27 protein-coding genes are annotated in these 26,977 nt (G+C 73.0%); 19 read left to right on the top strand and 8 right to left on the bottom strand.

The annotated features are described in order from the left end of the window. Positions 1–32 precede the first annotated feature (32 nt). Together Q1A09_RS13045 and Q1A09_RS13040 are read left to right on the top strand one after the other, a co-directional pair. Positions 33–1,979, top strand: a complete 1,947-nt coding sequence (locus tag Q1A09_RS13045) for a DEDD exonuclease domain-containing protein (RefSeq protein WP_299955558.1) — start codon at positions 33–35, stop codon at positions 1,977–1,979. After that, a complete protein-coding gene (locus Q1A09_RS13040) occupies positions 1,976–2,263 on the top strand; it encodes an Lrp/AsnC family transcriptional regulator (RefSeq protein ID WP_299955556.1) in 288 nt (95 codons plus the stop codon). Before Q1A09_RS13045 ends, Q1A09_RS13040 begins: the two co-directional genes overlap by 4 nt. 141 nt (positions 2,264–2,404) lie before the next feature. Here the strand turns inward: Q1A09_RS13040 and trpD are convergent, their stop codons facing one another. Both trpD and Q1A09_RS13030 read right to left on the bottom strand, forming a co-directional pair. After that, a complete protein-coding gene (gene trpD, locus Q1A09_RS13035) occupies positions 2,405–3,463 on the bottom strand; it encodes an anthranilate phosphoribosyltransferase (RefSeq protein ID WP_299955554.1) in 1,059 nt (352 codons plus the stop codon). A 3-nt stretch (positions 3,464–3,466) separates the two neighbouring features. After that, positions 3,467–3,889, bottom strand: a complete 423-nt coding sequence (locus Q1A09_RS13030; RefSeq protein WP_299955552.1) for a hypothetical protein — start codon at positions 3,887–3,889, stop codon at positions 3,467–3,469. 146 nt (positions 3,890–4,035) lie between these two features. On the opposite strand from Q1A09_RS13030, the gene Q1A09_RS13025 reads away from it, so the two are divergent. The 4 genes from Q1A09_RS13025 (at position 4,036) to Q1A09_RS13010 (ending at position 8,414) form a co-directional block, all read left to right on the top strand. Continuing rightward, positions 4,036–4,650: a heme-copper oxidase subunit III gene (locus Q1A09_RS13025; protein WP_366139780.1), complete on the top strand. Its 615-nt coding sequence runs from the start codon at positions 4,036–4,038 to the stop codon at positions 4,648–4,650. Positions 4,651–4,658: 8 nt separating this feature from the next. Then, a complete protein-coding gene (locus tag Q1A09_RS13020; protein WP_299955550.1) occupies positions 4,659–5,543 on the top strand; it encodes a c-type cytochrome in 885 nt (294 codons plus the stop codon). Between the two features lie 70 nt (positions 5,544–5,613). After that, on the top strand, positions 5,614–6,729 hold the full coding sequence (locus Q1A09_RS13015) for a ubiquinol-cytochrome c reductase iron-sulfur subunit (RefSeq protein WP_299955548.1): 1,116 nt from the start codon (positions 5,614–5,616) through the stop codon (positions 6,727–6,729). After that, on the top strand, positions 6,729–8,414 hold the full coding sequence (locus tag Q1A09_RS13010) for a cytochrome bc complex cytochrome b subunit (protein WP_299955546.1): 1,686 nt from the start codon (positions 6,729–6,731) through the stop codon (positions 8,412–8,414). The genes Q1A09_RS13015 and Q1A09_RS13010 overlap by 1 nt, the downstream gene beginning before the upstream one ends. Before the next feature lie 917 nt (positions 8,415–9,331). Here the strand turns inward: Q1A09_RS13010 and Q1A09_RS13005 are convergent. Further along, a complete protein-coding gene (locus Q1A09_RS13005; protein WP_299955544.1) occupies positions 9,332–9,733 on the bottom strand; it encodes a cytochrome c oxidase subunit 4 in 402 nt (133 codons plus the stop codon). 33 nt (positions 9,734–9,766) lie between these two features. Next, the gene (gene coxB / locus Q1A09_RS13000) at positions 9,767–10,507 is read right to left on the bottom strand and encodes a cytochrome c oxidase subunit II (RefSeq protein WP_299955541.1); all 741 of its coding nucleotides are present in this window, start codon (positions 10,505–10,507) and stop codon (positions 9,767–9,769) included. Positions 10,508–10,915: 408 nt separating this feature from the next. On the opposite strand from coxB, the gene Q1A09_RS12995 reads away from it, so the two are divergent. From Q1A09_RS12995 to asnB, 3 genes are read left to right on the top strand one after another with little or no spacing between them, the layout of a single operon-like run. Beyond that, complete coding sequence (locus Q1A09_RS12995) at positions 10,916–11,281, top strand: metalloprotease (protein WP_222193465.1); 366 nt, start codon at positions 10,916–10,918, stop codon at positions 11,279–11,281. Then, positions 11,271–11,609 (top strand): DUF3817 domain-containing protein, encoded by a 339-nt coding sequence (locus Q1A09_RS12990; RefSeq protein ID WP_299955538.1) that lies wholly within the window; start codon positions 11,271–11,273, stop codon positions 11,607–11,609. The genes Q1A09_RS12995 and Q1A09_RS12990 overlap by 11 nt, the downstream gene beginning before the upstream one ends. A gap of 40 nt (positions 11,610–11,649) precedes the next feature. Continuing rightward, a complete protein-coding gene (gene asnB, locus Q1A09_RS12985; protein ID WP_299955537.1) occupies positions 11,650–13,584 on the top strand; it encodes an asparagine synthase (glutamine-hydrolyzing) in 1,935 nt (644 codons plus the stop codon). Positions 13,585–13,958: 374 nt separating this feature from the next. On the opposite strand, the gene Q1A09_RS12980 is transcribed toward asnB, so the two are convergent. Continuing rightward, the gene (locus Q1A09_RS12980) at positions 13,959–14,315 is read right to left on the bottom strand and encodes an iron-sulfur cluster assembly accessory protein (protein ID WP_299955535.1); all 357 of its coding nucleotides are present in this window, start codon (positions 14,313–14,315) and stop codon (positions 13,959–13,961) included. 216 nt (positions 14,316–14,531) lie between these two features. Here Q1A09_RS12980 and Q1A09_RS12975 point away from each other — a divergent pair, with 216 nt between their 5' ends. Beyond that, positions 14,532–15,146 carry a DUF3043 domain-containing protein gene (locus tag Q1A09_RS12975; RefSeq protein ID WP_299955533.1) on the top strand — a complete coding sequence of 205 codons (615 nt, stop codon included), beginning with the start codon at positions 14,532–14,534 and terminating at the stop codon, positions 15,144–15,146. A gap of 97 nt (positions 15,147–15,243) precedes the next feature. Further along, complete coding sequence (locus Q1A09_RS12970; RefSeq protein WP_299955531.1) at positions 15,244–16,227, top strand: aldo/keto reductase family protein; 984 nt, start codon at positions 15,244–15,246, stop codon at positions 16,225–16,227. A gap of 105 nt (positions 16,228–16,332) precedes the next feature. Here the strand turns inward: Q1A09_RS12970 and Q1A09_RS12965 are convergent, their stop codons facing one another. Beyond that, entirely contained in the window at positions 16,333–16,545 is a 213-nt protein-coding gene (locus Q1A09_RS12965; protein WP_299955528.1) for a hypothetical protein, read from the bottom strand. Between the two features lie 144 nt (positions 16,546–16,689). Here Q1A09_RS12965 and Q1A09_RS12960 point away from each other — a divergent pair, with 144 nt between their 5' ends. The 4 genes from Q1A09_RS12960 to Q1A09_RS12945 are packed head-to-tail and all read left to right on the top strand — an operon-like array spanning position 16,690 to position 19,266. Further along, on the top strand, positions 16,690–17,133 hold the full coding sequence (locus tag Q1A09_RS12960) for a phage holin family protein (RefSeq protein WP_299955526.1): 444 nt from the start codon (positions 16,690–16,692) through the stop codon (positions 17,131–17,133). Continuing rightward, the gene (locus Q1A09_RS12955; protein ID WP_299955524.1) at positions 17,130–17,780 is read left to right on the top strand and encodes a DUF3618 domain-containing protein; all 651 of its coding nucleotides are present in this window, start codon (positions 17,130–17,132) and stop codon (positions 17,778–17,780) included. The genes Q1A09_RS12960 and Q1A09_RS12955 overlap by 4 nt, the downstream gene beginning before the upstream one ends. Then, complete coding sequence (locus Q1A09_RS12950) at positions 17,777–18,049, top strand: DUF4235 domain-containing protein (protein ID WP_299955522.1); 273 nt, start codon at positions 17,777–17,779, stop codon at positions 18,047–18,049. The genes Q1A09_RS12955 and Q1A09_RS12950 overlap by 4 nt, the downstream gene beginning before the upstream one ends. 41 nt (positions 18,050–18,090) lie before the next feature. Further along, positions 18,091–19,266 (top strand): YihY/virulence factor BrkB family protein, encoded by a 1,176-nt coding sequence (locus Q1A09_RS12945; RefSeq protein ID WP_299955520.1) that lies wholly within the window; start codon positions 18,091–18,093, stop codon positions 19,264–19,266. Positions 19,267–19,304: 38 nt separating this feature from the next. Here the strand turns inward: Q1A09_RS12945 and gcvT are convergent, their stop codons facing one another. Beyond that, positions 19,305–20,423, bottom strand: a complete 1,119-nt coding sequence (gene gcvT, locus Q1A09_RS12940) for a glycine cleavage system aminomethyltransferase GcvT (RefSeq protein ID WP_299955518.1) — start codon at positions 20,421–20,423, stop codon at positions 19,305–19,307. A 118-nt stretch (positions 20,424–20,541) separates the two neighbouring features. Between gcvT and Q1A09_RS12935 the strand changes: the two genes are divergently transcribed. Further along, positions 20,542–22,053, top strand: a complete 1,512-nt coding sequence (locus tag Q1A09_RS12935; protein ID WP_299955516.1) for a leucyl aminopeptidase — start codon at positions 20,542–20,544, stop codon at positions 22,051–22,053. 74 nt (positions 22,054–22,127) lie between these two features. On the opposite strand, the gene Q1A09_RS12930 is transcribed toward Q1A09_RS12935, so the two are convergent. Beyond that, positions 22,128–22,478 (bottom strand): oxidoreductase, encoded by a 351-nt coding sequence (locus Q1A09_RS12930; protein ID WP_299955514.1) that lies wholly within the window; start codon positions 22,476–22,478, stop codon positions 22,128–22,130. A gap of 158 nt (positions 22,479–22,636) precedes the next feature. On the opposite strand from Q1A09_RS12930, the gene lpdA reads away from it, so the two are divergent. From lpdA to Q1A09_RS12915, 3 genes are all read left to right on the top strand, one after another. Next, positions 22,637–24,019 carry a dihydrolipoyl dehydrogenase gene (gene lpdA, locus Q1A09_RS12925; protein ID WP_299955512.1) on the top strand — a complete coding sequence of 461 codons (1,383 nt, stop codon included), beginning with the start codon at positions 22,637–22,639 and terminating at the stop codon, positions 24,017–24,019. 63 nt (positions 24,020–24,082) lie between these two features. After that, the gene (gene sucB, locus Q1A09_RS12920; protein ID WP_299955511.1) at positions 24,083–25,921 is read left to right on the top strand and encodes a 2-oxoglutarate dehydrogenase, E2 component, dihydrolipoamide succinyltransferase; all 1,839 of its coding nucleotides are present in this window, start codon (positions 24,083–24,085) and stop codon (positions 25,919–25,921) included. 135 nt (positions 25,922–26,056) lie between these two features. Continuing rightward, positions 26,057–26,962 carry a TIGR01777 family oxidoreductase gene (locus Q1A09_RS12915; protein ID WP_299955509.1) on the top strand — a complete coding sequence of 302 codons (906 nt, stop codon included), beginning with the start codon at positions 26,057–26,059 and terminating at the stop codon, positions 26,960–26,962. The last annotated feature ends 15 nt before the right edge of the window (positions 26,963–26,977 follow it).

Here is a 26,977-nt window from a genome sequence, read left to right as displayed (position 1 = left end):
GACTGTCGGACCCCCGACCTAGCGTCCGTCCCGTGCCGTCCGTACCCGTTCCGCCCCGCCCGTCGACCGTCTCCCCGCGGCCGCCGACCACCCCGCCCGGGTGGCACCGGCTGAGCACCCCGGGGCACACGGCGTCCGAGCGGCCCCGGTTCGAGCAGGCCGCGATCGAGGAGCTGGGCACCCCGCTGGCCGGCGTCACCTTCGTGGTGGTCGACCTGGAGACCACCGGGGGCTCCCCGAAGGACAGCGCGATCACCGAGATCGGTGCGGTGAAGGTGCGCGGCGGTCAGGTGCTCGGCGAGTTCCAGACCCTGGTCGACCCGGGCCGGGAGATCCCGCCCTACATCAGCGTGCTGACCGGCATCACCTCCACCATGGTGGCCGCCGCACCCCGCATCGACGGGGTGCTGCCGGCGTTCCTGGAGTTCGCCCGGGGCACCGTGCTGGTGGCCCACAACGCCCCGTTCGACCTCGGGTTCCTCAGGGCGGCCTGCGAGTCGACGGGGGTGGCGTGGCCGGCGTTCGCCTCGGTCGACACCGCCGTCCTGGCCCGCCGGCTGCTGACCCGCGACGAGGTGCCCAACTGCAAGCTGGCCACGCTCGCGCCCTACTTCTCCACCTCCACCCAGCCCTGCCACCGGGCCCTGGACGACGCCCGGGCGACCGTCGACGTCCTGCACGGCCTCTTCGAACGGCTCGGCCCCCTCGGGATCACGTCGCTGGAGGAGCTGACCGGGCTGACCCGGCAGATCGATCCCCGGCGACGGCGCAAGCGGCACCTGGCCGAGCACGTGCCGTCCGGCCCCGGGGTCTACGTCTTCCGCGGCCCCGGCGACGAACCGCTGTACGTGGGCACCTCCACCGACCTGCGCAGCCGGGTGCGCAGCTACTTCTCCGCCGGCGAGCAGCGCAGCCGGATGACCGAGATGATCACCTTGGCCGAACGGATCGAGGCGCTGCCGTGCGCCCACGACCTGGAGGCCGCGGTGCGCGAGCTGCGGCTGATCGCCGAGCACAAGCCGCGCTACAACCGCCGGTCCCGCTTCCCCGAACGCGCACTGTGGGTCCGGCTGACCGACGAGCCCTTCCCCCGGCTGTCGGTGGTGCGCCGCGTGCGGCCCGGCGCCGGGGTCTTCCTCGGGCCGTTCCCCGACCGCCGGGCCGCGGACGCCGCGGTCGCGGCGGTGCACGAGGCGCTGCCGCTGCGGCAGTGCACGTCCCGGCTCTCGCTCACCGTGCTGGGCACCGCGTGCGCCCTCGCCGGGATGGGCCGGTGCGGCGCGCCGTGCACCGGACAGCAGAGCCGGGAGGAGTACGCCTCGGTGGCGTCGGTGTTCGCCGCCGCGGTCGACTCCGACCCCCATGGCCTGGTCGCACCGCTGCTCGCCCGGGTCGAGCGGCTGGCCGGGGAGGGCCGCTACGAGGACGCCGCCGTGCTCCGGGACCGGGTGGCCGTCCTGCTCCGCGCGGTGCACCGCCGGCAGCGCCTGGAGCTGCTGGCCGCGGTCCCGGAACTGGTGCTGGCCCGGCCCGACGGGTCCGGTGGCTGGCAGCTGTCGGTCGTCCGCCGCGGCCGCCTGGTCGCCGCCGGCGTCGCCGAACGCGGCCGCTCGGTGCGCGGCCACCTGGCCGACCTGCTGACCACCGCAGAGACCACGATCGGACCGGAGGGCGAGCTGGCGGCCAGCGTCGACGAGACCGAGCTGGTGCTGCGTTGGATGGAGAAGCCCGGCACCCGGCTGGTCGACGTCACCGGCACGCTCGCCAGCCGCACCCCGGGCACCGGGCACTACCGGGACTTCCTCGCCCGGGTGGAGGCCGGCCGGGCAGAACTGGACCCGTTCGCCGACCACCGGTCGCTGAGCACCCGCGCCCAGCCCGACCGGTTCGTGCCCGGTGCCCCCGACCCGGCCGCACGCCCCACCTCGCGGCGGGGACGGCGCAGCCGGGTCGCCGGCGGGCTAGCATCCCCGACGTGATCACCGCCATCGTGATGATCGATGCCGCCACCGACTCCATCGGCGAGGTCGCCGAGGCCGTCGCCGCGCTCCCGGGCGTCAGCGAGGTGTACTCCGTGGCCGGCGACGTCGACCTGGTGGCGCTCGTCCGGGTGCACGAGTTCGAGGAGATCGCGCAGGTGATCGCCGGCCGGATCAACAAGGTGCCCGGCGTGGTCGACACCGCCACGCACATCGCCTTCCGCGCCTACTCCCGGCACGACCTCGAAGCGGCGTTCTCGATCGGCTTCGAACAGGCCGACTGAACCCCCGGGACAGGGATCCAGGCCCCGGCCGAGCGCTGACCAGGCGCCCCGACCAGGGCCGACCGGCCGCTGCCCCGGTGCGCACGGGGCAGCGGGGGCGAGACCGTCCGGCGTTCTCACCCGCCGGGGACCCGCCGACCGTCAGGCGTCGACGCCGTCCCGTGCCGCGCGACTGACCCGGACCCACTCGTCGAGCTTCGCCGCGGCGCGGCCGTCGTCCACCGCTGCCGCCGCGCGCTGCAGACCGGCCTCCAGGGCGTCGTGCAGCCGTGCGCCGCGCTCGTCGAAGGCCGCCAGCGCCGCGGCCGCGTTCAGCAGCACCGCGTCCCGCACCGCGCCGCGCTCCCCCGCCACCAGACGGCGGACCACCTCGGCGTTCACCGCCGGGCCGCCGCCCCGGAGCGCGCCCGGCTCGGCGACCGGCACGCCGAGCGCCGTCGGGTCCAGCCGCTCGGCCACCACCTCGCCGTCCCGGACCACCCACACCGCCGAGGTGGTCGTGGTGGTGAGCTCGTCCAGCCCGTCGTCGCCGCGGAACACCAGTGCCCGGGTGCCCCGGTCGGCGAGCACCTGGGCCAGCACCGGCGCCATCCGGGTGTCCGCGCAGCCGATCGCAGCGGCCACCGGCCGGGCCGGGTTGGTCAACGGCCCCAGGAAGTTGAAGACGGTCCCGATCCCCAGCTCCCGCCGGGGGGCAGCGGCGTGTCGCATGCCGGGGTGGAACACCGGCGCGAAGAAGAACCCGATCCCGGCGTCCCGGACGCACCGCGTCACGGCGGCAGCCGGCAGGTCGATGACCACGCCCAGCTCCTCCAGGACGTCGGCGGTGCCCGAGGCCGAGGACGCTGCCCGGTTGCCGTGCTTGGCCACCGGCGCGCCCGCCGCGGCGGTCACGATCGACGCCATGGTCGAGATGTTCACCGTCTGGGCGCCGTCGCCGCCGGTGCCGACGATGTCCACGCAGTCGACCGGCAGCACGACCGGGGTGGCCTGGTCCAGCATCGTCCCGGCCAGGCCGGTGACCTCCTCGGGCGACTCGCCCTTGGCGCGCAGCGCCACGACGAAGCCGGCGACCTGAGCAGGCGTCGCCTCCCCGGTCATCACCTGGCGCATCGCCCAGCGGGTGTCCACCGCGGCGAGGTCCTCACCCCGGACGAGCCGGTTGAGCAGACCCGACCACGTCGGCTCCTGGGTGCCCACCGATCAGCGACGGACGGCGGGGCGCTGCGCGTCGCGCTCGCGCAGCAGCCCGGCAACCACGTCCGTGGCGGCCAACGGGTCGATCGGGTAGGCGAGGGTGGCGTCGGCCATCGACCAGTGCGCCAGCCACCTGTCGGCCTGCCGCGCGATCAGCACCACCAACGCGGGACAGTCGGCGACCTCGTGGGTGAGCTGGCGACTGATGCCCATCCCCCCGGTCGGCTGGGCCTCGCCGTCCAGCACGCAGAGGTCGATGCCACCGGCGTCGACGGCCGCGACGACCTCGTCGGCCGTGGCGCACTCCACGTAGGTGACCGGACTCACGTCCGGGGCCGGCGAACGGCCCAGCGCGGTCTGGACGGCGGCGCGGACCTCGGCCCGCGGGCTGAAGACCAGCACGGTGGCCGGTGCGGCGTCGACGCTCACCTGCGCGAGCCTAGTGCCCCCACCCGACCGCCCGGGCAGTGCGCCGCACGGGCCTGTCCAGCGCACTCGCGCACAGCGGCCTCGACACGCGCCACGCCGTCCCACCCCACGTCGTGGGACGCCTGTACCGATGCCATGATGAGCCGGTGACAACGGCCCCCGTGGCGAGCAGCACCTTCGACACCTCGCGGGTGCACTCCCTGACCCGACCGAACATGGTCAGCGTCGGCACGATCGTCTGGCTCGCCAGTGAGCTGATGTTCTTCGCCGGCCTGTTCGCCATGTACTTCACCGCGCGAGCCCGAGCCGAGGACGGCTGGCCGCCGGAGCCGACCGAGCTGAACGTGCCGTACGCGCTGTTCTTCACGCTCATCCTGGTCGCCTCCTCGGTGACCTGCCAGTACGGCGTGTTCGCCGCCGAGATCGGCAACGTCTACGGCCTCCGCCGCTGGTTCACCATCACCTTCGCGATGGGCCTGGTCTTCGTGCTGGGCCAGGGCTTCGAGTACCGCACCCTGGTGGTCGACCACGGCACGACCATCTCGTCGTCGGCCTACGGGTCGGTGTTCTACCTGACCACCGGCTTCCACGCCCTGCACGTGATCGGCGGCCTGGTCGCCTTCCTCTTCGTGCTCATCCGGTCCACCATGGGCCGTTTCACGCCTGCCCAGGCGACCTCGGCCATCGTGGTGTCCTACTACTGGCACTTCGTCGACGTCGTGTGGGTCGGTCTCTTCGTCACGATCTACCTGATCAAGTAGGGAACCGGGTGTCCACCACGAACGCCTCCTCCGAAGCCCCCCTCGAGGGCGGGCGCAGCGGCCTGCGCCGTCGCCGTCCGGCCGCCGGCTCACCGGCTGCCGCGGCACGCGACCGTCGCCGGAGCAAGCAGCGCCGCCGCCTGGCCAACATCGCCGGCCTGCTGGCCGCGCTGGTGCTGACCGGGGTGGGCTACTCCGCCCTGGCCCCGGGGGCCAGCGCCGCAGACGACTCGACCGGCAACCCGTCCAACGCCGTCGAGGCCGGCCGCGAGCTGTACACCCGCAGCTGCATCACCTGCCACGGGTCCAACCTGCAGGGCGTCCAGGACCGCGGCCCGTCCCTGATCGGGGTCGGCGAGGCCGCCGTCTACTTCCAGGTGCACACCGGGCGCATGCCGCTGGTCCGCCAGGAGGCCCAGGCCCCCGAGCGCCCCCCGATCTTCTCCGAGGAGGAGATCGATCAGCTGATGGCCTACATCCAGGCGAACGGTGGCGGCCCCACGCTGCCCTCCGGCGACCTGCGGGACGGCGACCTGGCCGAGGGCGGGGAGCTCTTCCGGCTCAACTGCGCCCAGTGCCACAACTTCACCGGCATGGGCGGGGCGCTCTCCTCCGGCAAGCGGGCCCCCTCGCTGCTCGACGCCAACGACCTGACGATCTACGCCGCCATGCTGTCCGGCCCGGAGAACATGCCGGTCTTCGGGGACAACCAGCTGACGCCGGACGAGAAGCGCTCGATCATCAACTACGTGCAGACGATCAAGGCCGCTGCCGACCCCGGCGGCGCCGGGATCGGCCGGGTCGGCCCGGTCGCCGAGGGCCTGGTCATGTGGACCGTGGGTGTCGGCGCCCTGCTCTTCGGGATCTTCTGGATGGGGACGAAGGCCCCGTGAGCCAGTTCCCGCACCACCCGCTCAAGCCCGCCCGTCACGCACGGGCGATGAACGCCTCCGAGGAGACCGCGTGACCACCACCGAGCACGGTCCTGGCTCGGCCGGCGGGGACAACACGTCCGGACCGCACCACAGCGGCCCCGACGCGGAGCACTCGCCCCAGCAGCTGGCGGCGATGGACCGCACCGAGCTGGACCGGCTGGGCGCCCGCTACGACGGGGTCGAGGTCCTGCACGTCGAACCCGCCGCCCCGCCCGGCTCGCCGCTGGAGAAGAAGAACACCCGGCAGGTCACCCTGTGGTTCGCGCTGGCCGCCCTGTTCGCGGTCGCCTTCCTGGTGATCTACGCCGGCTCCGGCTGGTTCCTCCCCAGCTGGGAGTGGGAGATCGGCGGCAGCACCTGGAGTGCCATCTACACCCCGCTCCTGGGCGCCACGATGGGCGCATCGCTGATCTGCATCGGTGTCGGCCTGGTGCTCTACGTCAAGAAGCTGCTGCCGCACGAGACCGCGGTCCAGGACAAGCACGACGGCTCGCACTTCGACCGGGTCACCACCGGCGCGACGCTGATGAGCAGCCTGGAGAACTCGGGCCTCCCCCGCCGCAAGGTGCTGCTGGGCACCATCGGCGTGATGGGTGCGGCCTTCGGCGCCATGCTGATCGCCCCGCTCGGCGGCCTCATCAAGAACCCGAACACCGGCAACCTGCTGGCCACCACCCCGTGGGCCGAGGGCGTCCGCCTCCTCCGGGAGGACGGCACCCCCATCCGCCCCGGCGACCAGCAGGTCGGCTCGCTGGAGACGGTGTTCCCGGCCGTCGAGGGCGGCAACCGGGCAGCTGATGCGGCCGTCATGCTGATCCGCCTGCGTCCGGACCAGATGGACACCCTGGTGCCCGCCGAGGGCCGCGAGGACTTCGGCTACGGCGACTACATCGCCTACTCCAAGATCTGCACCCACGCCGGCTGCCCGGTATCGCTGTACGAGCAGGAGACCAGCCGGATCCTGTGCCCGTGCCACCAGTCGCAGTTCGACGTCACACAGGGCGCGAAGCCGGTCTTCGGCCCCGCGACCCGCTCTCTGCCGCAGCTCCCCATCACCGTCGATGACGAGGGATACTTCAGGGCACGCGGCGACTTCCCCGAGCCCGTCGGACCCTCGTTCTGGAACATTGGGAGACTCGACTGATGGCGACCACCACGACGACGGCGCCGGGCCAGCCCACGACGCTCGTCGGCAAGGCGGCCCTGGAGGTCGACGATCGCTTGATCGTCGCCGGGCCGCTCCGCCGCACGCTGAACAAGGTCTTCCCCGACCACTGGTCCTTCCTGCTCGGCGAGATCGCGCTGTACGCGTTCGTCGTCCTGCTGCTGTCCGGGACGTACCTGACGTTCTTCTACGACGCGACGATGACCGAGGTCACGTACGAGGGCTCCTACGCAGCGATGCGCGGCATCGAGATGTCGGCGGCCTTCGAGTCCTCGCTGGACATCTCCTTCGACGTCCGCGGTGGCCTGCTGATCCGCCAGATGCACCACTGGGCGGCGCTGCTGTTCGTGGCCGCGATCTGCGTCCACCTGCTCCGCATCTTCTTCACCGGCGCCTTCCGCCGGCCCCGTGAGACCAACTGGTTCATCGGTGTCGCACTGCTGGTGCTGGCCATGCTCGAGGGCTTCGCCGGTTACACCCTCCCCGACGACCTGTTGTCGGGCACCGGCCTCCGGATCTTCTCGGCGGTGTTCCTCTCCATCCCGGTGATCGGGACGTGGGTCTACTTCACCGTCTTCGGTGGGGACTTCCCCGGCGAGCTGATCATCGGCCGGCTCTACATCCTGCACGTCCTGATCATCCCGGCCATCCTGCTGGCCCTGATCGCGCTGCACCTGCTGATCCTGGTGAAGCAGAAGCACACGCAGTTCCCGGGTGCTGGTCGGACCGAGCACAACGTGGTCGGCCACCGGCTCTTCCCGACGTTCGCCGGCAAGGCGACCGCACTGTTCTTCATCGTCTTCGGTCTCTGTGCCGCACTCGGTGGTCTGGTGCAGATCAACCCGTTCTGGCTGTTCGGGCCCTACAACCCGGCGCAGGTGTCGGCCGGCTCCCAGCCCGACTGGTACATCGGCTTCGTCGACGGTGGTTCCCGGATCTTCCCGCCGTGGGAGATCGTGCTGTGGGGCTACCACATCCCGCCGGTCCTCTGGGGCGCCCTCGGCATCCCGGGCATCATGTTCACCCTGCTCGCGCTCTACCCGATCATCGAGCGCAAGCTGACCGGTGACACGGCCAGCCACCACCTGCTCCAGCGCCCCCGCGACGTCCCGGTCCGCACCTCGCTGGGCATGATGGCGATCACCGCCTACGTGGTGCTCTGGATCTCCGGCGGCAACGACGTCATCGCCGAGAAGTTCGACATCAGCCTCAACGCGATGACCTGGTTCGGCCGGATCGGCTTCCTGGTCCTTCCGCCGATCGCCTACTGGATCACCTACCGGATCTGCCTGGGTCTCGAGCGGCACGACCGCGAGGTGCTCGAGCACGGCATCGAGACCGGCGTCATCCGCCGGCTGCCGAGCGGTGAGTTCATCGAGGTCCACCAGCCGCTGGGTCCGGTCGACGAGCACGGTCATGGCCAGCTCGCCTACGGCGGTGCCTCGGTGCCGAAGAAGATGAACCAGGTCGGCGGCGCTCGCCGGGCGATCAGGGGCTTCTTCTCCCCCATCGAGGAGCCGGCTGCGGTGCAGCGCCAGGCCGAGCTGGAGGCCCGCGGCCTGGAGTCGGAGCAGTCGAGCCGGGAACTCACCGGGTCCGGCCGCCCCAGCGAAGGCGGACGTCCGTCCGAGGGTGGTCGGCCCCAGCAGGAGCCGCGCGACTGACCCAGCACCACCCAGCACCACACGAGCAGGGGCCCCGGCGGCATCGTCCGCCGGGGCCCTGCTCGTTGCCGGGCCGCCAGCTCGGTGCCTGGATCCCTGCAGAGTCCCGCTGACCGGCTGACCGGCTGACCGGCATGAGACGACGCCTGCGGCGCACCTCTCCCGGCCACCCCGGCAACCACCGCGCCGCAGACCATCAGGGCAGCCGTCGGGCCGATGACCACCGTGCAACGGCCGGCCGTTGGGAAGACGTCGCACACCCGCTCGCACCGAGGCCCCGTGCAGCGCAGCTCGAGAGCGGCCGTGGGGACCTCACTGGCTCAGGGCCGCCGGGGAGCACAGCCTGACCGCGGTCCCTCGCCGTCGCCGGCGCCGCGCACTCCTCCCCGTCCGACCCATCCCCGGCCGGTGAGGCGGTCACCCTCTCCCCCGGGCCCCTCCACGCCCGCGCTCCAGCCCCGCCTGAGCCCGCAGAACGCCTGCCCACTGACCAACCGGTCCCCTCCGGGGCGTGCCGCGGACGCCGGCGGATCACACGGCACCAGCTGGCCGTGGGCAGCGGCCGAGGCCGGCCCGGCTGGCCAGGCCACCCGATCGGGCGGCAGTCCGTCGACGCCGGCCGCGTGCCGCTGCCCGGCACGCACGGCGTGCCAGTCCGCAGGCAGGAGGCCACGCGCCGCGCAGCAGGAAGCCCTGGGTCCTGGCCCAGCACCAGACGGGAGGGCCCCAGGGCCGCTCCACACCCGGCGCCCGGCGCCGCATCCAGGAGCCGCCGGATGCAGACGAGCAGTCACCTGGCGCGCATCGGCACTCAGGCCGCCGACCCGCCGTCCTCTGCTGCGGGCCTCTCCCGGCCCAGGACGTGCAACGGGGCCCCTCCCGAGATGGGAGGGGCCCCGTTGCACGGGCAGGAGGGCTCAGCTGTGCGCGTTCTGCCCCACGTAGTACTCGAACAGCAACCCGCCGATGGTCATCAGCAGGAAGGCACCCGCCAGCAGCACCAGCCACGGGTACCAGAAGGCCAGCGCCAGGCCCATCAGGGCAGCGGACAGGGCCAGCCCGAAGGGCCAGTAGCTTGCCGGGCTGAAGAAGCCCAGCTCCCCGGCGCCGTCGGCGATCTCGGAGTCCTTGCGGTCCTCGGGGCGGGCGTCGATGCGCCGGCTGACGAACCAAAAGAACCCGCCGATCAGCGCGGTCAGGCCGCCGGACAGCGCCAGCGCAGTCGTGCCGATCGGCTCACGCGCCCAGATGCCGTACACGAGCGCGGCCACGATGCAGAACACCGTGAGCAAGTTGAAGATGAGCGCTTCGACCTTCACGGCCGTTCCTCCTGGTCCAGCGAGATGGTCGGGTCAGTCATCGGAGGCAGCAGCCTGCTGGCCGCCCTGGGGCAACGGCACGGTGCTGGTCGCCACACCCGGCTGACCGATGCTCTCCAGCGCGTCGTACGTCGACAGGCCGTCGAGGCGGGCGTCCAGGTAGTCCTCGAAGTCCTCCTCGCTGACCGAGCGGACCTCGAAGTTCATGTAGGCGTGGTAGGTGCCGCACAGCTCGGCGCACCGGCCGACGTAGGCACCCTGCTCCCGCACGGTCACCTCGAAGACGTTGTCCCGGCCGTTCTCGTTGCCCGGGATGACGTCGAGCTTGAAGAGGAACTCGGGCACCCAGAACGAGTGGATGACGTCGGCCGAGGCGAGCTCGAAACGGATCGTCTGGTCGACCGGGAGCACCAGGATGGGGATCTCGGTGGTGCTGCCGACCGTCGACACCGGCTCGCCACCGTTCGCGTCGGTGGTCTCCGGGTAGACGAACTGCCAGTTCCACTTGAACGCGTTGACCGCGACCGTGACCTCGGGCTCGGCGCTCCGCTCCATCACCCGGTTCTGCGTGTTCACGGTGAAGAAGAACAGCACCGCGATGATCACGAACGGGATGACCGTGTAGACGACCTCCAACGGGAGGTTGTAGGCCGTCTGCCGCGGGAGCTCGTCACCGCGCTTGCGATACCGGATGGCCGCATAGGCGATGAGGACCCACACCGCGATGCCGACCACCAGGGCCGCGATCGTCGAGCCGATCCACAACTGGTGCATCTCGCGAGCCTCGTCGGTGATGCCCTCAGGCCATCCCCAACTGAGCCAACTGCCCGTGACATCACACCCGCTGAGCGTCAGAGCACCCAGGAGACCGAGCCCGGCGACCTTCGCCAGCTTGCTGCGTCGAGCCACTGCCCGCTGCCTCCTCATCCCCCGCGTGGCGGCGCCACGCGGTCTCACCGGCGGGCGCTCCTCGGTTCCCCGACAGGCTCTGCCCACCCCGACCACAGTCTCGCCGAGACTAGCCGACCCCGCCTGTCGTCCCGGGGGCGGGCAGGCCCTCCCGGCGGGTCGCCGACCGGGCTGGTCGGACGGGCCGCGCGCCGTCCACCGCGGAGGGCGGATGTGCGCGTCGCCTCCCCGGGACGGCGCCGCCGAGCCCCGCCCGGCGGTTAGAGTCGGGGCGTGTACTCCCGCCTGCTCACCGTCCGGTGGATGCTGATGCACCTGCTGGTGGCGGCGCTGTTCGTGGCCACCTTCTTCCTGGGCAACTGGCAGCTCGGCAAGGCCGAGGACGGCGGTGGGCCGGTCAACTGGAGCTACGCCCTGCAGTGGCCGCTCTACGGCTTCATGGGCCTGTGGTTCTACCTGCGGATGTGCCGCGACGAGGCCAACCGCGACCCGGCCGACGACGAGCCGGGCAACGCCGTCGTCCTGTACCAGCGCCCCCGGATCGACACCACGGGTGACCCGGAGCTTGCCGCCTACAACGCCTACCTGGCCGAGCTGAACGCCAAGGCCCTCGGGCAGGAGGTGCCCCGTGGCCGCTGACACCACCACGTCCACCGCGCAGCTGACGACCGCACTGAGCCGCTACCGGGTCCTCGCGTACGTGGTCGGCGTGATGCTCATCATCGTGGTCTTCGTGGCCCTGCCGCTGAACCACTGGGGTGGGGTCCCCGAGGTCTCGGAGGTCGTGTCGCCGATCCACGGCTTCCTCTACATCGTCTACCTGCTCGCCGCCTTCGACCTGGCCCGAAAGGCGCGGTTCACCGCCAAGGGCACCGTCCTGGTCTTCCTGGCCGGCGTCGTGCCGTTCGTGTCGTTCTGGGCCGAGCGGCGGGTGACGGCGCGGGTGCGCGCCGGCCAGCCGCTCTGACCGCCCCTCCCCCGCCTCCCACCACCTGGAGACCTCCCGCATGTGCGGCCTGCTGGCCTACCTGTCCACCGACGCCGAACGGGTCGACGAGCAGACGGTCTCCGGGGTGCAGCACGCGCTGCGCTGCCTGCGGCACCGTGGCCCGGACGACCGGGAGGTGTGGTCGGACCCGCGCGCGGTGCTGGGCTTCAACCGGCTGGCCTTCATCGACATCGAGGGCAGCCCGCAACCGATGCCCTACGCCGACGGGCGGTACCGGATCGTCTTCAACGGCGAGATCTACAACTACCTGGAGCTGCGCGAGGAGCTGAAGGCCGCCGGTGCGACCTTCGCCACCGAGGGCGACACCGAGGCCATCGTCGCCGGCTACCACCTGTGGGGTGAGGCCGTCGTCCCGAGGCTGCGCGGGATGTTCGCCTTCGTCATCTGGGACACCGAGACCGGGACGGCGTTCGGCGCCCGGGACGCCTTCGGTATCAAGCCGCTGTTCACCGCCCGCCTGGCCGACGGCGGCCTGGTCTTCAGCTCGGAGAAGAAGGCCCTGCTGGAGCTGCTCGGCGGCACGCCCGGCGCCGGGGGCGTCGACCCGGCGTCGCTGCAGCACTACCTGACGCTCCAGTACGTCCCCGAGCCGGCCACGCTGCACCGGGGCATCCGGCGGATCGAGAGCGGCACCAGCTTCACCGTCGCGGACGGCGAGCTGCACACGCAGCGCTGGTTCCACCCGAGCTTCGCCCCGAAGCCGGTCACCCCGGGGTCGGAACAGGCGCTGTACGACCGGATCGCCGAGGTGCTGGACGACTCGGTCGCCAAGCACATGCGCGCCGACGTGACCGTCGGGTCCTTCCTCTCCAGCGGGATCGACTCCACCGCCGTCGCCGCCCTGGCGCACAAGTACAACAGCGACCTGGTCACCTTCACCGTCGGCTTCCAGCGCGAGGCCACCTCCGAGGTCGACATCGCCGCGGAGTCGGCCCGGATCCTGGGCGTCCGGCACGTGCCGGTGGAGATCACCGCGCAGGAGTTCGCCGACGCGATCCCCACCGTCGTCTGGTACCTCGACGACCCGGTCGCGGACCCGGCGCTCGTGCCGCTGTACTTCGTGGCGCGCGAGGCGCGCAAGCACGTGAAGGTGGTGCTCTCCGGCGAGGGCGCCGACGAGCTGTTCGGCGGCTACACCATCTACCGCGAGCCGCTCAGCCTCGCCTGGGCGTCGAAGCTGCCAGCCGCCGGACGACGGGCGCTCGGCGCACTGTCCCGGGTGGTCCCCGAGGGCGTGCGCGGGCAGGACCTGCTCCGGCGCGCCTCGATCCCGCTCGAGGAGCGCTACTACGGCAACGCCCGCAACCTCAACGCCGCCGAGCTCGCCCAGCTGCTGCCCGGTCACGACCCCGACATGTCGCACGTCACGGTCACCGAGGCCCTCTACCGGCAGACCCGCGAGGCCGGCTACGACGACGTGACGGCCATGCAGTACGTCGACCTGTTCACCTGGCTGCGCGGGGACATCCTGGTCAAGGCGGACAAGATGACGATGGCCAACTCCCTGGAGCTGCGCGTCCCGTTCCTGGACCCCGAGGTCTTCGCCCTGGCCAGCAGCCTGCCGCTGGAGATGCGGGTCCCTGCGCGCGGGGACGCGACCAAGTACGCGCTGCGCCAGGCGATGCGGCAGATCGTGCCGCCGAAGATCATGAACCGCCGCAAGCTGGGCTTCCCGGTGCCGACGGCGGAGTTCCTGGCCGGCCCGCTGCACGAGTGGGCCCGGGACATCGTGACCGCCAGCCAGACCGACGAGTGGCTCGACCGCGACCACGTGCTCGGCCTGCTGGACCGGCTCCAGGACGCCGAGGTGCCCAGCAAGCGCATCGCCCGGCAGGTCTGGGAGGTGCTGGTGTTCATGATCTGGCACGGCATCTTCGTCGAGGAGCGGATCACCCCGCAGATCCCCGAGCCGATCTACCCGGTCCGGCTGTGACCCGCCGCCGGCGAGCCGGTCTGGTCGCCGCCCTGGCGGTGGCCGGGCTGCTCGCCGGCTGTTCCACGGACGACGGTGTCTGTCCGGACACCCCGAGCGCGTGCGCCTCGCCGCCTCCGCCGCCGAGCCCGCCGACCGGCACGGAGCCGAGCTACAGCGCCAGGGGCGACTTCACGAGCCCGGGCAGTCCGGCATTCGTCACCCCCGCGGAGCCACCGCCGTCCCTCACCCCCGGCCCGCTGGTCCCGGAGCCCGTGCCGACCGGCGGTCGGCTCCCCATCCCAGTGCCGTCGGACCCGGTGGACTGACCCCGGACACGACGAGGCCCGACTCCCCCGAGGGGGAACCGGGCCTCGTGGCGGTTCAGCCGGCGATCAGTGGAAGCTGTCGCCGCAGGCGCAGGAGCCGCCGGCGTTCGGGTTGTCGATGGTGAAGCCCTGCTTCTCGATGGTGTCGACGAAGTCGATCGTCGCGCCACTGAGGTACGGGATGCTCATCCGGTCGACGATCACCTCGGTGCCACTGAACTCGAAGGTCTGGTCGCCGTCGAGGAATCGCTCGTCGAAGAACAGCTGGTAGCGCAGACCCGAGCAGCCACCGGGCTGCACGGCGATGCGCAGCCGCAGGTCGTCGCGGCCCTCCTGCTCCAGCAGCGTCTTCACCTTCGACGCGGCGGGCTCGCTGAGGATGACGCCGGTGGCGCCGGGGGCCTGCGTGTCCTGCACGGTCATGTCGTGGTCCTCCCACACTCGAGGGTGTCCTGCACGGCCCGTCGCGGGGACGGACTGCCGGAGCTTCCAACACCGCCGTGGCGGAGCTGCTTCCCACTGTACGGCGCTCTCGCCGACCGAGGGCGCATCCGCACCCATCCGGACGGGGGACGACGCCTGGCCGGAGAGCAGCGGACGACACCGGACGGCGCCCGCGGCCACGTAGACTCACCGGCCGTGAAGCTCCGCCTGCCCGGCCGCCGCGCCGACTCCGCGACGACCCCGGACGCCCAGTCCGACCTGACCACCCAGCTGGCCGGGAGCACGGCCGTGGGCAAGGGACGACCCACCCCACGGCGCAACGAGGCCCAGGGCCGGCGCAGCGGGCCGGTGCCCCCGCCGCCAACCACCCGCAAGGAGGCCTACCGGCGGATGCGCGAGCAGCAGGCCGCCGGCCGGGGCAGCGCCCGCGAGGCAGCCGCCCGCGGGGACGACAGCTCACTGCCCGCCCGTGACCGCGGCCCCGAGCGTCGGCTGGTGCGCGACCTCGTCGACGCCCGCCGCAACGCCGGCAGCGTCTTCCTGGTCGTCGCAGCCCTGGTGCTGGTCGGCTACTTCATCCCGAACCCGGCCGTGCAGAGCTACACCGTCTTCATCTGGTTCGCCTTCTTCCTGGTCATCATCGGCGACTCGGTCATCCTGGGCCGCAAGATCAAGAAGACGGTGGCCGAGCGCTTCCCGAACACCACGCAGCGCACCCGCAGCCTGATCTGGTACGGCGTCAGCCGGGCCACGATGATCCGCCGCTGGCGCTTCCCCAAGCCGCAGGTCGCCCTCGGCGCGGAGGTCTGAATAAGGACCCCCTCGCCCCCCACCACTCGCAGGCTCGTGGCGGGACCCTGCGAGGGGGCCGCGGCTGGTCATTACCCGGCCTAAGTACCGTCGTGTCGTGCAGACACGACGCCTGGGCCGTTCCGGCCTGACCATCTCCGAGATCGCGTACGGCAACTGGCTGACCCACGGTAGCCAGGTCGAGGAGGACGCCGCGCACGCCTGCGTGCGGGCCGCCCTCGACGTCGGGATCACCACCTTCGACACCGCGGACGTGTACGCCGGCACCAAGGCCGAGTCGGTGCTGGGCCGGGCGCTGGCCGGCCAGCGTCGCGAGGGCCTGGAGATCTTCACCAAGGTCTACTGGCCCACCGGCCCCGGCGCCAACGACCGCGGCCTGTCCCGCAAGCACATCGTGGAGAGCTGCAATGCGTCGCTGCAGCGACTGCAGACCGACTACGTCGACCTCTACCAGGCCCACCGGTACGACTCCTCGGTGCCGCTGGAGGAGACGATGACCGCCTTCGCCGACCTGGTGCGGCAGGGCAAGGTGCTGTACCTCGGCGTCTCGGAGTGGCGCGCGGAGGAGATCGCCGCCGCCGCCGAGCTCGCCCGCGAGCTCAAGGTGCAGCTGATCAGCAACCAGCCGCAGTACTCGATGCTGTGGCGGGTGATCGAGGCCGAGGTGGTGCCCACCAGCGAGCAGGAGGGCCTCTCCCAGATCGTCTGGTCGCCGCTGGCCCAGGGTGTGCTCACCGGCAAGTACCTGCCCGGACAGCAGCCGCCGGTCGACAGCCGGGGCGGTCACGCCACCGTGGGCGGGTCGATGAAGAACTACCTGACCGACGACGTGCTGACCCGCGTCCAGCAGCTGCGCCCGATCGCCGACGAGCTCGGTCTGTCGATGGCCCAGCTGGCCGTCGCCTGGGTGCTGCAGAACAAGAACGTCGCCGCGGCGATCATCGGGGCCAGCCGCCCCGAGCAGGTGCACGACAACGTCAAGGCCGCCGGCGTGGAGCTGCCGGCCGAGGTCATGGCCCGTATCGACGAGGCACTGGGCGACGTCGTCGAGCGCGACCCGGCCAAGACCTCCCGGGGCTGAGGAAGGACCCCCTCGCCCCCCACCACTCGCAGGCTCGCGGCGGGCTCTGCAAGGGGGCCAGGGGGCCGGGGCGGGGTGGACGTCGCTCGGCGGCGTCCACCCCGGTCAGGAGGCGGCCAGGCCCATCGGGCCGTAGACGCGTTCGCCGTCCTGCTGGAGCGTGACCGTCGCGACGCCACGCTCCAGCAGGTCGCGCCAGGTCTCCCCCAGCCAGGACTCGGCGTCACCCTGGTTGTCGCACTCGGGCACCTCCACCCCGAGCGTCGCGGGGTCCACGGGCGCACCCGAGGCGTCTTCCAGCTGCCAGGTCCAGCTCATGGCGGGAGGTTAGCGACCCGGCGGCCCGACGGCAGCTCCCGCCGCTGTGGCAAGGCCTCCGCGACGTCCAGGCGATCTTGGTTTACAAGGTAAGTGCATGGGCATGGTGCAGGCACCACCCACGCCCGAGACCGCGGAGGACCCATGAGCCAGCCCATCCCGGGCGCCGGCGCGAGCCGCGTGACCGCACCGCCACCCGCCCCGGAGAACGCCTCGACCGGTGAGCTGATCGGTCAGCTCTCCGACCAGCTGACCCGGCTGGTCCGGGACGAGATGCGCCTGGCCCAGGCCGAGGTCAGCACCAAGGCCAAGAAGCTCGGCGTCGGCGCCGGCCTGTTCGGTGGGGCCGGGCTGTTCGGCTTCCTCGGCCTGCAGGTGCTCGTCGCTGCCGCCGTGCTGGCGTTGGCCCTCGCCGTCCCGGCCTGGCTCTCGGCGGTGATCGTCGCGGTCGTGCTCTTCGCCCTCGCCGGCGTCCTCGCCCTGATCGGCAAGAAGGACGTGCAGCAGGCCGCCCCACCGGTGCCGACCGAGGCCATCTCCAGCGTCAAGACCGACGTCGCCACCGTGAAGGAGAGTGCGTCCCGATGACCGGAGCCGACAGCAGCAAGCCGGACGGCGGCGCCGGGCCCACCGACCCCGACGCCATCCGGGCCGACATCGAGCAGACCCGCGAGCAGCTCGGGCGCACCGTGGACGAGCTGAGCCACCGCCTGGACGTCCCCGGCCGGGCCAAGGAGAGCGCCGACCGCGCCCGGACCTCGGCCGTCGAGGGCGTCAACCGCACCAAGGACACCGCGGTCGAGACCTACCGGGAGAACCCCCCGGCGGTGATCGGCGGCGGGGTCGCGGCCGTGTCCGCGCTGGTGGGCCTGGTCGCCTGGCGGAGGCGTCGTCGGGCCGGCCGGGCCGAGCGCGCAGCGGCGAAGGGGGCCGCCGAGCGCCGTGCCGCAGCCGCCCGCGCCGCACGCCGGGCCGGCCAGGAGCGCGCCGCGGCCCGCCGGGCGGCCGCCGAGCGCACCGCCGCCCGGCGGAAGGCAGCGGCCCGAGCCCGGGCCGCGCGCCGGCACACGGCCACCACCCGGGTCACCACCACCCAGCGGGCCGCGGCCGCCCGGCTCACCGCGAGCCAGCGCGCGGCGACGGCCCAGCTGGCCGCGACCCAGCGCGCCACCGCCCAGCGGCTGACCCGCCGGCGCAGCGGCTGGCGGGGCACGCTGGCCCGGGTCCTCCGGTGAGCCCGAGCCCCAAGGCCGTCTACCGCCCGTTCGGTCTGCTGGGGAGCGTGCTGGCCGGCGCGCTCTCCGGAGCGGCCTTCAAGCAGGTGTGGAAGCGTGTCGCCCACGAGGACGACGCACCGGGCGCCCTGCAGAGCGAGTACGGGATGCGCGAGGTGGTGCTGGCCGCCGCCGTCCAGGGCGCGCTGTTCGGCGCCACCAAGGCCGTGATCGACCGGGCCGGCGCGCGCGGGTTCACCAGGCTGACCGGCAACTGGCCCGGCGACTGACCCGCGAGCCGACCACCACCCGAGACGAGGGGACCACCCAGATGGTCGACACCGGGCGACCGGGCAGCGCCGTGGACAACATCCGTGCGCGCGTGCAGGAGAAGGCGGAACGGCGGGCCGCGGCCCGTGCCGCCGAACAGCGGGACGACGCGAGCGGTCCGCCCGGCGGGGCCACGTCGTCGACGGTGGTGGCCACCGAGACGCGGGAGGCGGCCCGGCCCGCGCCCGAGGTGCCCAGCGGCAGCGAGATGCCGGGGGTGCACGCCGAGAAGCCCACGGAGATCCCCCCGCGCGGCTGGCTGCAGATCGTCAAGCGGGCGTGGGCGGAGAACAACGCCGACAACATGCCGATCATCGGTGCCGGGGTGGCCTTCTTCGCCTTCCTGGCCGTCTTCCCCGCACTGATCGCGACCATCTCGATCTACGGCCTGGTGGCCTCCCCCGACCAGGTCGCCAGCCAGATCGCCTCGCTGTCGGACCAGCTGCCGGAGAGCGCCCAGACCCTGCTCACCACCCAGCTGACCAACATCACCGAGAACAGCGGCGGTGCGCTGACCGTCAGCCTGATCGTCTCCATCCTGGCTGCGCTGTGGAGCGCCTCGGGCGGCACCGGCAACCTGATCACCGCGGTGAACCTCGCCTACGACGAGGTGGAGACCCGCAGCTTCGTCAAGCGCAAGGCGCTCGCCCTGGGTCTCACCCTGGGCGCGATCGTCTTCGTGCTGCTCACCTTCGCGCTCATCGCGGTGGTGCCCGTCGTGCTCGACGCGCTGCCCCTCGGCGTCCTCGGCACCGTCCTGGCCCAGGTGCTGCGGTGGGTGCTGCTGCTGGCCGTGATCGCCGGGTCCCTGGCCGTCCTGTACCGGCTGGCCCCGGACCGGGACGCCCCCAAGCTGCGCTGGGTCAGCCTCGGCTCGCTGGTGGTCACCGTCATCTGGGCGGTCGTCAGCCTGCTGTTCAGCATCTACGTGGACAACTTCGGGTCCTACGACAAGACCTACGGCGCCATCGCCGGGGTGATCGTGCTGATGCTGTGGCTGTACCTGACCTGCTACCTGGTGCTGCTGGGCGCGGAGATCAACGCCGAGACCGAGCACCAGACCGCGGCCGACACCACCGAGGGCGAGCCCCAGCCGATGGGCCGCCGCGACGCGGTCGTCGCCGACGGGATGCCCGACCCGCCGGTGCCGACGAAGGAGTCACACCCCAAGCGCTGAGCCGCTCCCCGCCGCCGGCGGCGGCGGGGAGCACTCGGTCACCGGACGTGGGACTCCACGAACGGCGGACGGCGGACGACGACCGGCTGCGGCCGGCCCCGGACGTCGACCGACACCTCGCTGCCCTCGGCCACACCCGACGTGGTGTCCAGCAGCGCCAGCGCGATGCCGGTGCGCAACGTCGGGGAGAACGTCCCGCTGGTCACCTCACCGATCCGGGCGCCGTCCCCGTCGAGCACGGCCATCCCGGGGCGCGGGATGCCTCGGCCGGGGGCCTGCAGGCCCCACAGCCGCCGCGCCGGCCCGGCGGCCTTCTCCGCCTGCAGCGCCTCCCGCCCCCAGAAGGCCTCCTTCTGCCAGCCCACCGCCCAGCCGGACCGCGCCTGGTTGGGCGTGATGTCCCGGGCCAGCTCGTGGCCGTGCAGCGGGTAGCCCATCTCGGTGCGCAGGGTGTCCCGGGCGCCCAGACCACAGGGCCGGATCTGCTCCGGGGCCCCGGCGGCCAGCAGCGCGTCCCACAGCCGCCCGGCGCGGTCGGCGGCCACCAGCAGCTCGTAGCCGTGCTCCCCGGTGTAGCCGGTGCGGCACACGGTCACCTCGTCGCCGCCGGTGCCCGGCGTCTCGGCGAAGGACATGTAGTCCAGCCCACCGGGCAGCCCCACGGCGGCCAGGACCTCGGCCGACCGCGGCCCCTGCAACGCCAGGACGGCGACCTCGGTGTGCCGGTCGGTGACCGTCACACCGGCCGGGGCATCGGCCGCCAGCCGGGCCAGGACGTCGGCGGCGTTGGCGGCGTTGGGCACCAGCAGGACGTCGTCCGGGCCGTGCAGGTACACGATCAGGTCGTCGACCACCCCGCCGGCGTCGGGCTGACCGTCGGCGACGCAGCACAGCGTGTACTGCGCCTGCCCCGGTCCGATCTTGCCGAGGTCGTTGGTCAGGCAGGCGTTGACGTACGCCGCCGCCCCGGGTCCGCGGACGGTGGCGGTGCCCAGGTGCGAGACGTCGAAGAGGCCGACGCCCTCGCGCACCGAGGTGTGCTCGGCCAGCACCCCGCCGCCGGCGTACTCGATCGGCATGGACCAGCCGCCGAAGTCGGCGAACTTGGCGCCGGCGGCCGCGTGGCGTTCGTGCAGGGGGGAGGTCAGCGGGCTCACCGGCAGCACGCTAGTGGAGCACCCGGACGGTCGGGTCCCCGAGCCCGTGACCAGCACGGGGGCGACCGGTCCGACTCCGGTCCTACGCGGTGCTCACCACCTCCCTAGGATCGGACGCGTGCCTCCGACTGTCTCCGCCACCGACCGCCCGCTCGAGAAGCTCAGCGCCGACGCCGTCGTCGTCGGCGTCGGGAAGGGACCCGACGGGCTGCTCAGCACACCGGGTGCCGATGCGGTCGACCGCCTGCTCGGTGGCCGCCTGCTCACCGCGCTCGCCGACCTGGGCGCCCGTGGCGGCGAGGACGAGGTCACCAAGCTGCCGACCTTCGGTCAGGGCCCGTTCCCGGTGGTCGCGGTCGTCGGCCTCGGCGCTCCCCAGCCGGCCGGGGGGTACTCCCCCGAGGCGCTCCGCCGCGCGGCCGGTTCCGCCAGCCGCGCGCTGACCGGCCGCAGCTCCCTGGTCAGCCTGCTGGCGGCCGTCGGCGGGGCCCCGGACGCCGACCGGCTGCACGCCGTCGGCGAGGGCTCGCTGCTGGGCGCCTACGAGTTCACCGCCTACAAGTCCCAGCTGCCCGCCGACCGGCCCACCCCGCCGTCCTCGGTGGAGCTGGTGGTCCCCGACGCCGCGGCCGCCAAGGCCCCGCTGGCCCGGGTCCGCGCCGTCGTCGACGCGGTCTACCTGGTGCGCGACCTGGTCAACACCCCGCCCAACGACCTGTACCCGGCCGAGCTCGCCGCCCGCGGTGCCGCCGCCGGCAAGAAGGCCGGGCTGTCGGTCGAGGTGCTCGACGAGAAGGGCCTCGCCGCCGGCGGCTACGGCGGCATCCTCGCCGTCGGGAGCGGCTCGGTGCGCGGTCCGCGGCTGCTGCGCCTGGAGTACAAGGGCAAGAAGGCCAAGACCAGCGTGGCGCTGGTCGGCAAGGGCATCACCTTCGACAGCGGCGGCATCTCGATCAAGCCCGCGGCGAAGATGGAGGACATGAAGAGCGACATGGCCGGCGCCGCGGCCGTGATCGCCACCGTCTGCCTGGTCGCCGAGCTCGGCCTGCCGGTCGACGTCACCGCGACCGTGCCGATCGCGGAGAACATGCCCAGCGGCACCGCCTACCGCCCCGCCGACGTGGTCACCTTCCGCAACGGCCGGAAGGCCGAGATCACCAACACCGACGCCGAGGGCCGGGTCGTGCTCGCCGACGCGATCTGCCGCGCCGTCGAGGACTCCCCCGCCTACCTGCTGGAGACCTCCACCCTCACCGGCGCCCAGCTGGTCGCGCTGGGCACCCGCACCGCCGGGGTCATGGGCAGCGACGACCTGCGCGACGCGGTCGTCGAGGCGAGCAGGCGCAGCGGTGAGCCGATGTGGGGCATGCCGCTGCCCCCGGAGCTGCGCCGTGGCCTGGACTCCCCCGTCGCCGACATGGTCAACGCCAACGCCGACCGGATGGGCGGGATGCTCGTCGGCGGGCACTTCCTGGCCGAGTTCGTCCCGGCCGGGCTGCCCTGGGCGCACATCGACGTCGCCGGGCCGGCGTACAACACCGGCGCCCCGTGGGGCCACACGCCCAAGGGCGGCACCGGGGTCCCCGTCCGCACGCTGCTGGCCACCATCGAGGGCCTGCTGGACGACTGACGGCCTGCCTCACCCGCGCGAGGAGGCCCCCAACCCGACGATCCGTCGGGTCGGGGGCCTCCTGGCGTCGCGGCTCAGGACAGCCGGTTGTCCTTCTGCCGGGCGCTCCAGTCGCGCATCCGCTGCGGGTAGCCGGTCACCTGCGCGTCGTACACCGGGACGGCGAGGTCGCGGGAGAGCTTGCGGGCGGTCTCGGGGCCGTCGATCCGCCGCCGCGTCCACTCCCCGTCGGCGGCCACCAGCAGGATCGTCGTCTCGGTCACCGCCGTCCGCGGCTCGACGTACCCCTCGACCCCGCGGCGGGTCGCGACGAACTGCTCCAGGTGGCTGAGGTCGGCCCCACCGGACGCCCGGTCGAGCGTGCCGCGGCGGTCACGACCGCCGCCTCCGGCGCGGCGACCGCGCAGCCGGTCGAACAACCCCATGCCCTGCTCCCGTCCCCGGGGTCGCGGGTGGCTCCGCGACGCTCCAGAGGGGATCAACGGAGCATCCGAACGCACCGTTCCCGGGAGTGGCAGGATGGGCAGGCGCACGATCGTTGTGCCCGGCACCACACCGGGTCACCCAGCACTGAGGAGCACTTGTGAGCGCACCCACCACCCCCGCTGACCTGGTCATCCTCGGTGGTGGCTCGGGTGGCTACGCCGCGGCACTGCGGGCAGCCGAGCTCGGCATGAGCGTCGTCCTGATCGAGAAGGACAAGGTCGGCGGCACCTGCCTGCACCGCGGTTGCATCCCGACCAAGGCGCTGCTGCACACCGCCGAGGTCGCCGACAACGCCCGCGAGGGCGAGCAGTTCGGCGTCAAGTCCACGCTGTCGGGCATCGACATGGACGGGGTGAACGCCTACAAGGACGGCGTCATCTCCAAGAACCACAAGGGCCTGCAGGGCCTGATCAAGAGCCGCGGCATCACCTACGTGACCGGCGAGGGCCGGCTGGTCTCCCCGACCGCCGTCCAGGTCGGCGACCAGACCTACGAGGGCAAGCACGTCCTGCTGGCCACCGGCTCCTACGCCCGCTCGCTGCCCGGCATCGAGATCGACGGCACGAAGGTCATCACCAGCGACCACGCGCTCAAGCTCGACCGGGTGCCCGGCTCGGCGATCATCCTCGGCGGCGGCGTCATCGGCTGCGAGTTCGCCAGCGCCTGGAAGTCCTTCGGCGTCGACGTGACCATCGTCGAGGGCCTGCCGCACCTGGTGCCGCTGGAGGACGAGTCCTCCTCCAAGCTGCTGGAGCGGGCCTTCCGCCGTCGCAAGATCGACTTCTCCCTGGGCAGCCGGGTCGCCAAGGTCGAGACCACCGCCGACGGCGTGAAGGTCTCCCTGGAGAACGGCAAGTCCCACGAGGCCGAGCTGGTGCTCGTCGCCGTCGGCCGCGGGCCGGTCAGCCAGGGCCTGGGCTACGAGGAGGCCGGGGTCGCCATGGACCGCGGCTACGTCCTCGTCGACGAGTACATGCAGACCAACGTGCCGACCATCTCCGCCGTCGGGGACCTGGTGCCGACCCTGCAGCTGGCCCACGTCGGCTTCGGCGAGGGCATCCTCGTCGCCGAGCGGCTCGCCGGCCTGCCGGTCGTGCCGATCGACTACGCCGGCGTCCCGCGCGTCACCTACTCCGAGCCCGAGGTCGCCTCGGTCGGCCTCACCGAGGCGCAGGCCAAGGAGAAGCACGGCGAGGTCGAGATCGCCACCTACGACCTGGCCGGCAACGGCCGCGCCGCGATCCTCAAGACCGCCGGCGCCGTGAAGCTCATCCGGGTCGCCAACAACGGCCCGGTCGTCGGTGTGCACATGGTCGGCAGCCGCGTCGGTGACCTCGTCGCCGAGGCCCAGCTGGTCTACAACTGGGAGGCCCTGCCCGAGGAGGTCGCCCAGCTGATCCACCCGCACCCGACGCTGAGCGAGGCCCTCGGCGAGGCCGCCCTCGTGCTGGCCGGCAAGCCACTGCACGCGCACAGCTGACCCCTGCCCTTCCGCTCCCCCACCCGCTGCTCCACCCCCACGACCTGAGGAGACCTGTCTTCGATGCCGACGTCCGTCACCATGCCCGCCCTGGGCGAGAGCGTCACCGAGGGCACGGTCACCCGATGGCTGAAGCAGGAGGGTGATCAGGTCGAGGTCGACGAGCCGCTCCTGGAGGTGTCCACCGACAAGGTGGACACCGAGATCCCCTCGCCCGCGGCCGGCGTGCTCACCAAGATCGTCGTCGCCGAGGACGAGACGGTCGAGGTCGGCGCCGAGCTGGCGGTGATCGGCGGCGAGGACGGCGGTTCGCCGGCCCCGGCGCAGGAGGCCCCGGCCGAGGAGTCGCCGGCGCAGGAGGCACCCGCTGCGGAGGCCCCGGCCGAGGAGGCCCCCGCGCAGGAGGCTTCTGCCCAGGAGGCACCGACGCCGTCCGGTGACTCGGGTGGCTCGGGTGGCGGCGAGGGCACCTCGGTGACCATGCCGGCGCTGGGCGAGAGCGTCACCGAGGGCACCGTGACCCGCTGGCTGAAGGCCGTCGGGGACGAGGTCACCGCCGACGAGGCGCTGCTGGAGGTCTCCACCGACAAGGTGGACACCGAGATCCCAGCCCCGGTGTCGGGCACCCTGCTGTCGATCACGGTCAACGAGGACGAGACCGTGGACGTCGGCGCGGAGCTCGCCGTCATCGGCACCGCCGGTGCCGCGCCGTCCTCGGCTCCGGCCCAGCCGCAGCAGCAGGCCCCGGCCGAGGAGCCGAAGGCCACCGAGGAGCCGAAGGCCGCAGAGGAGCCGAAGGCCGAGCAGGCGCAGCCCACCCCGGTGGAGGCGAACACCGACACCGGTCAGCCCGGCGCCGACTACGGCTCCAGCGGCGCGATGCCGACCCAGTCGCCCACCGACCAGCCCTCCCCGGCCGAGGCGGTGGCTCCGGCGTCCCGTCCGGCGGCGGCCCCGGCCCCGGACGGCGGCGGCGCCTACGTGACCCCGCTGGTCCGCCGGCTGGCGGCCGAGCGCGGCGTCGACCTGGCGTCGGTCTCCGGCACCGGTGTGGGCGGACGGATCCGCAAGCAGGACGTGGTCGCCGCAGCCGAGCAGGCCGCGAAGCCCGCCGCCGCTGCTCCGGCGGCCGCCGGTGGCACCCGGCCCTCGCCGGCCGCCACCCCGGACTCCTCGCTGCGCGGCCGCACCGAGAAGCTCTCCCGGCTGCGCACCGTCATCGCCAAGCGGATGGTCGAGTCGCTGCAGGTCAGTGCCCAGCTGACCACGGTGGTCGAGGGTGACGTCACCAAGATCGCGAGGCTGCGTGACCAGGTGAAGAACGACTTCGTCGCCCGCGAGGGCGTCAAGCTGTCGTTCCTGCCGTTCTTCGCCAAGGCGACCGTCGAGGCGCTGAAGGCCCACCCGGTGGTGAACTCCTCGGTCGACCTCGAGGCCGGCACGGTCACCTACCACGACGCCGAGAACCTGGGCATCGCCGTGGACACCGAGCGTGGCCTGCTGGTGCCGGTCATCCGGGGCGCCGGTGACCTGAACGTCCCCGGCATCGCCCGGAAGATCGCCGACCTGGCCGAGCGCACCCGGATCAACAAGGTGACCCCGGACGAGCTCGGCGGCGGGACGTTCACGCTGACCAACACCGGCAGCCGGGGCGCCCTGTTCGACACCCCGATCATCAACCAGCCGCAGGTCGCCATCCTCGGCGTCGGCTCGGTGGTCAAGCGCCCGGTCGTCATCAAGGACCCGGAGCTGGGCGAGGTCGTGGCGATCCGGTCGATGGTCTACCTGGCCCTGAGCTACGACCACCGGATCGTGGACGGCGCCGACGCCGCTCGCTTCCTGACCACGGTCAAGGAGCGCCTGGAGGGCGGTCAGTTCGAGGGCGAGCTCGGTCTCGCCTGACGCAGGACCCCGTCCGGCGCCTCGTCCCCCGCACCCGCGGGGCGGGGCGCCGGACGGGGATGGGGGCCCCGGCACACGCCGGGGCCCCTCGTCGTCCGTCCGCGGCGCAGCCCGCCCCGTCCCAGGGAGCACTCGATGAAGGTCGCCGTCACGGGCTCGTCCGGACTGATCGGGTCGGCGCTGGTCCGCGCACTGGCCGCCGACGGGCACGAGGTGCTGCGCCTCGTCCGCCGCACCCCCCGCACGGCCGACGAGCACCGGTGGGAGCCCGGGCTGCACCGCATCCCGCCGGGCCTGCTGGACGACGTCGACGCGGTGGTGAACCTGGCCGGGGTCGGCGTGGGCGACCGCCGCTGGACGGCGAAGCACAAGGAGCAGGTGCTCCGCAGCCGCGTCGACAGCACGACGACGGTCAGCCGGGCGCTGGCCGAGGGGGCCGCCGCCGACCCCACCCGACCCCGCGTGCTGCTCTCCGCCTCCGCCGTCGGCTGGTACGGCGACACCGGCTCGCGGGTGGTGACCGAGGAGGACCCGGCCGGCGACGACTTCCTGGCGCGGGTCTGCGTCGAGTGGGAGGCGGCCACCGCACCGGCCGCGGACGCCGGCGTCCGGGTGGCGACGCTGCGCACCGGACTGGTCCTCGGCCCCGGTGGTCTGCTGGGGCGACTGGCTCCGCTGTTCCGGCTGGGCCTGGGCGGCAAGCTCGGCTCGGGCGACCAGTACATGCCCTGGATCGGCCTGCAGGACGAGGTGGACGCGATCCGCTTCCTGCTCACCGCATCCGTGTCCGGGCCGGTCAACCTGAGCGCGCCCACGCCGGTGACCAACGCCGAGTTCACCGCCGCGTTCGCCGCGGCGGTGCACCGTCCCGCGGTGCTGACCGTGCCCGGCCCGGCCCTGCAGCTGGTGCTCGGCGAGTTCGCCCGGGTCGGCGTCCTGGCCGGCCAGCGGGCCGTGCCGGCGGTGCTGGAGTCCGCCGGTTTCCGGTTCCGCCAGCCGGAGCTCCCCGGTGCCCTGGCCGCCGCGCTGACCCGCGGCTGACCCCGCTGGGCAGCT

It is taken from the genome of uncultured Modestobacter sp., assembly GCF_947486615.1.
Classification (GTDB): domain Bacteria; phylum Actinomycetota; class Actinomycetes; order Mycobacteriales; family Geodermatophilaceae; genus Modestobacter.
This window is presented reverse-complemented; position numbering and strand designations above follow the sequence as displayed.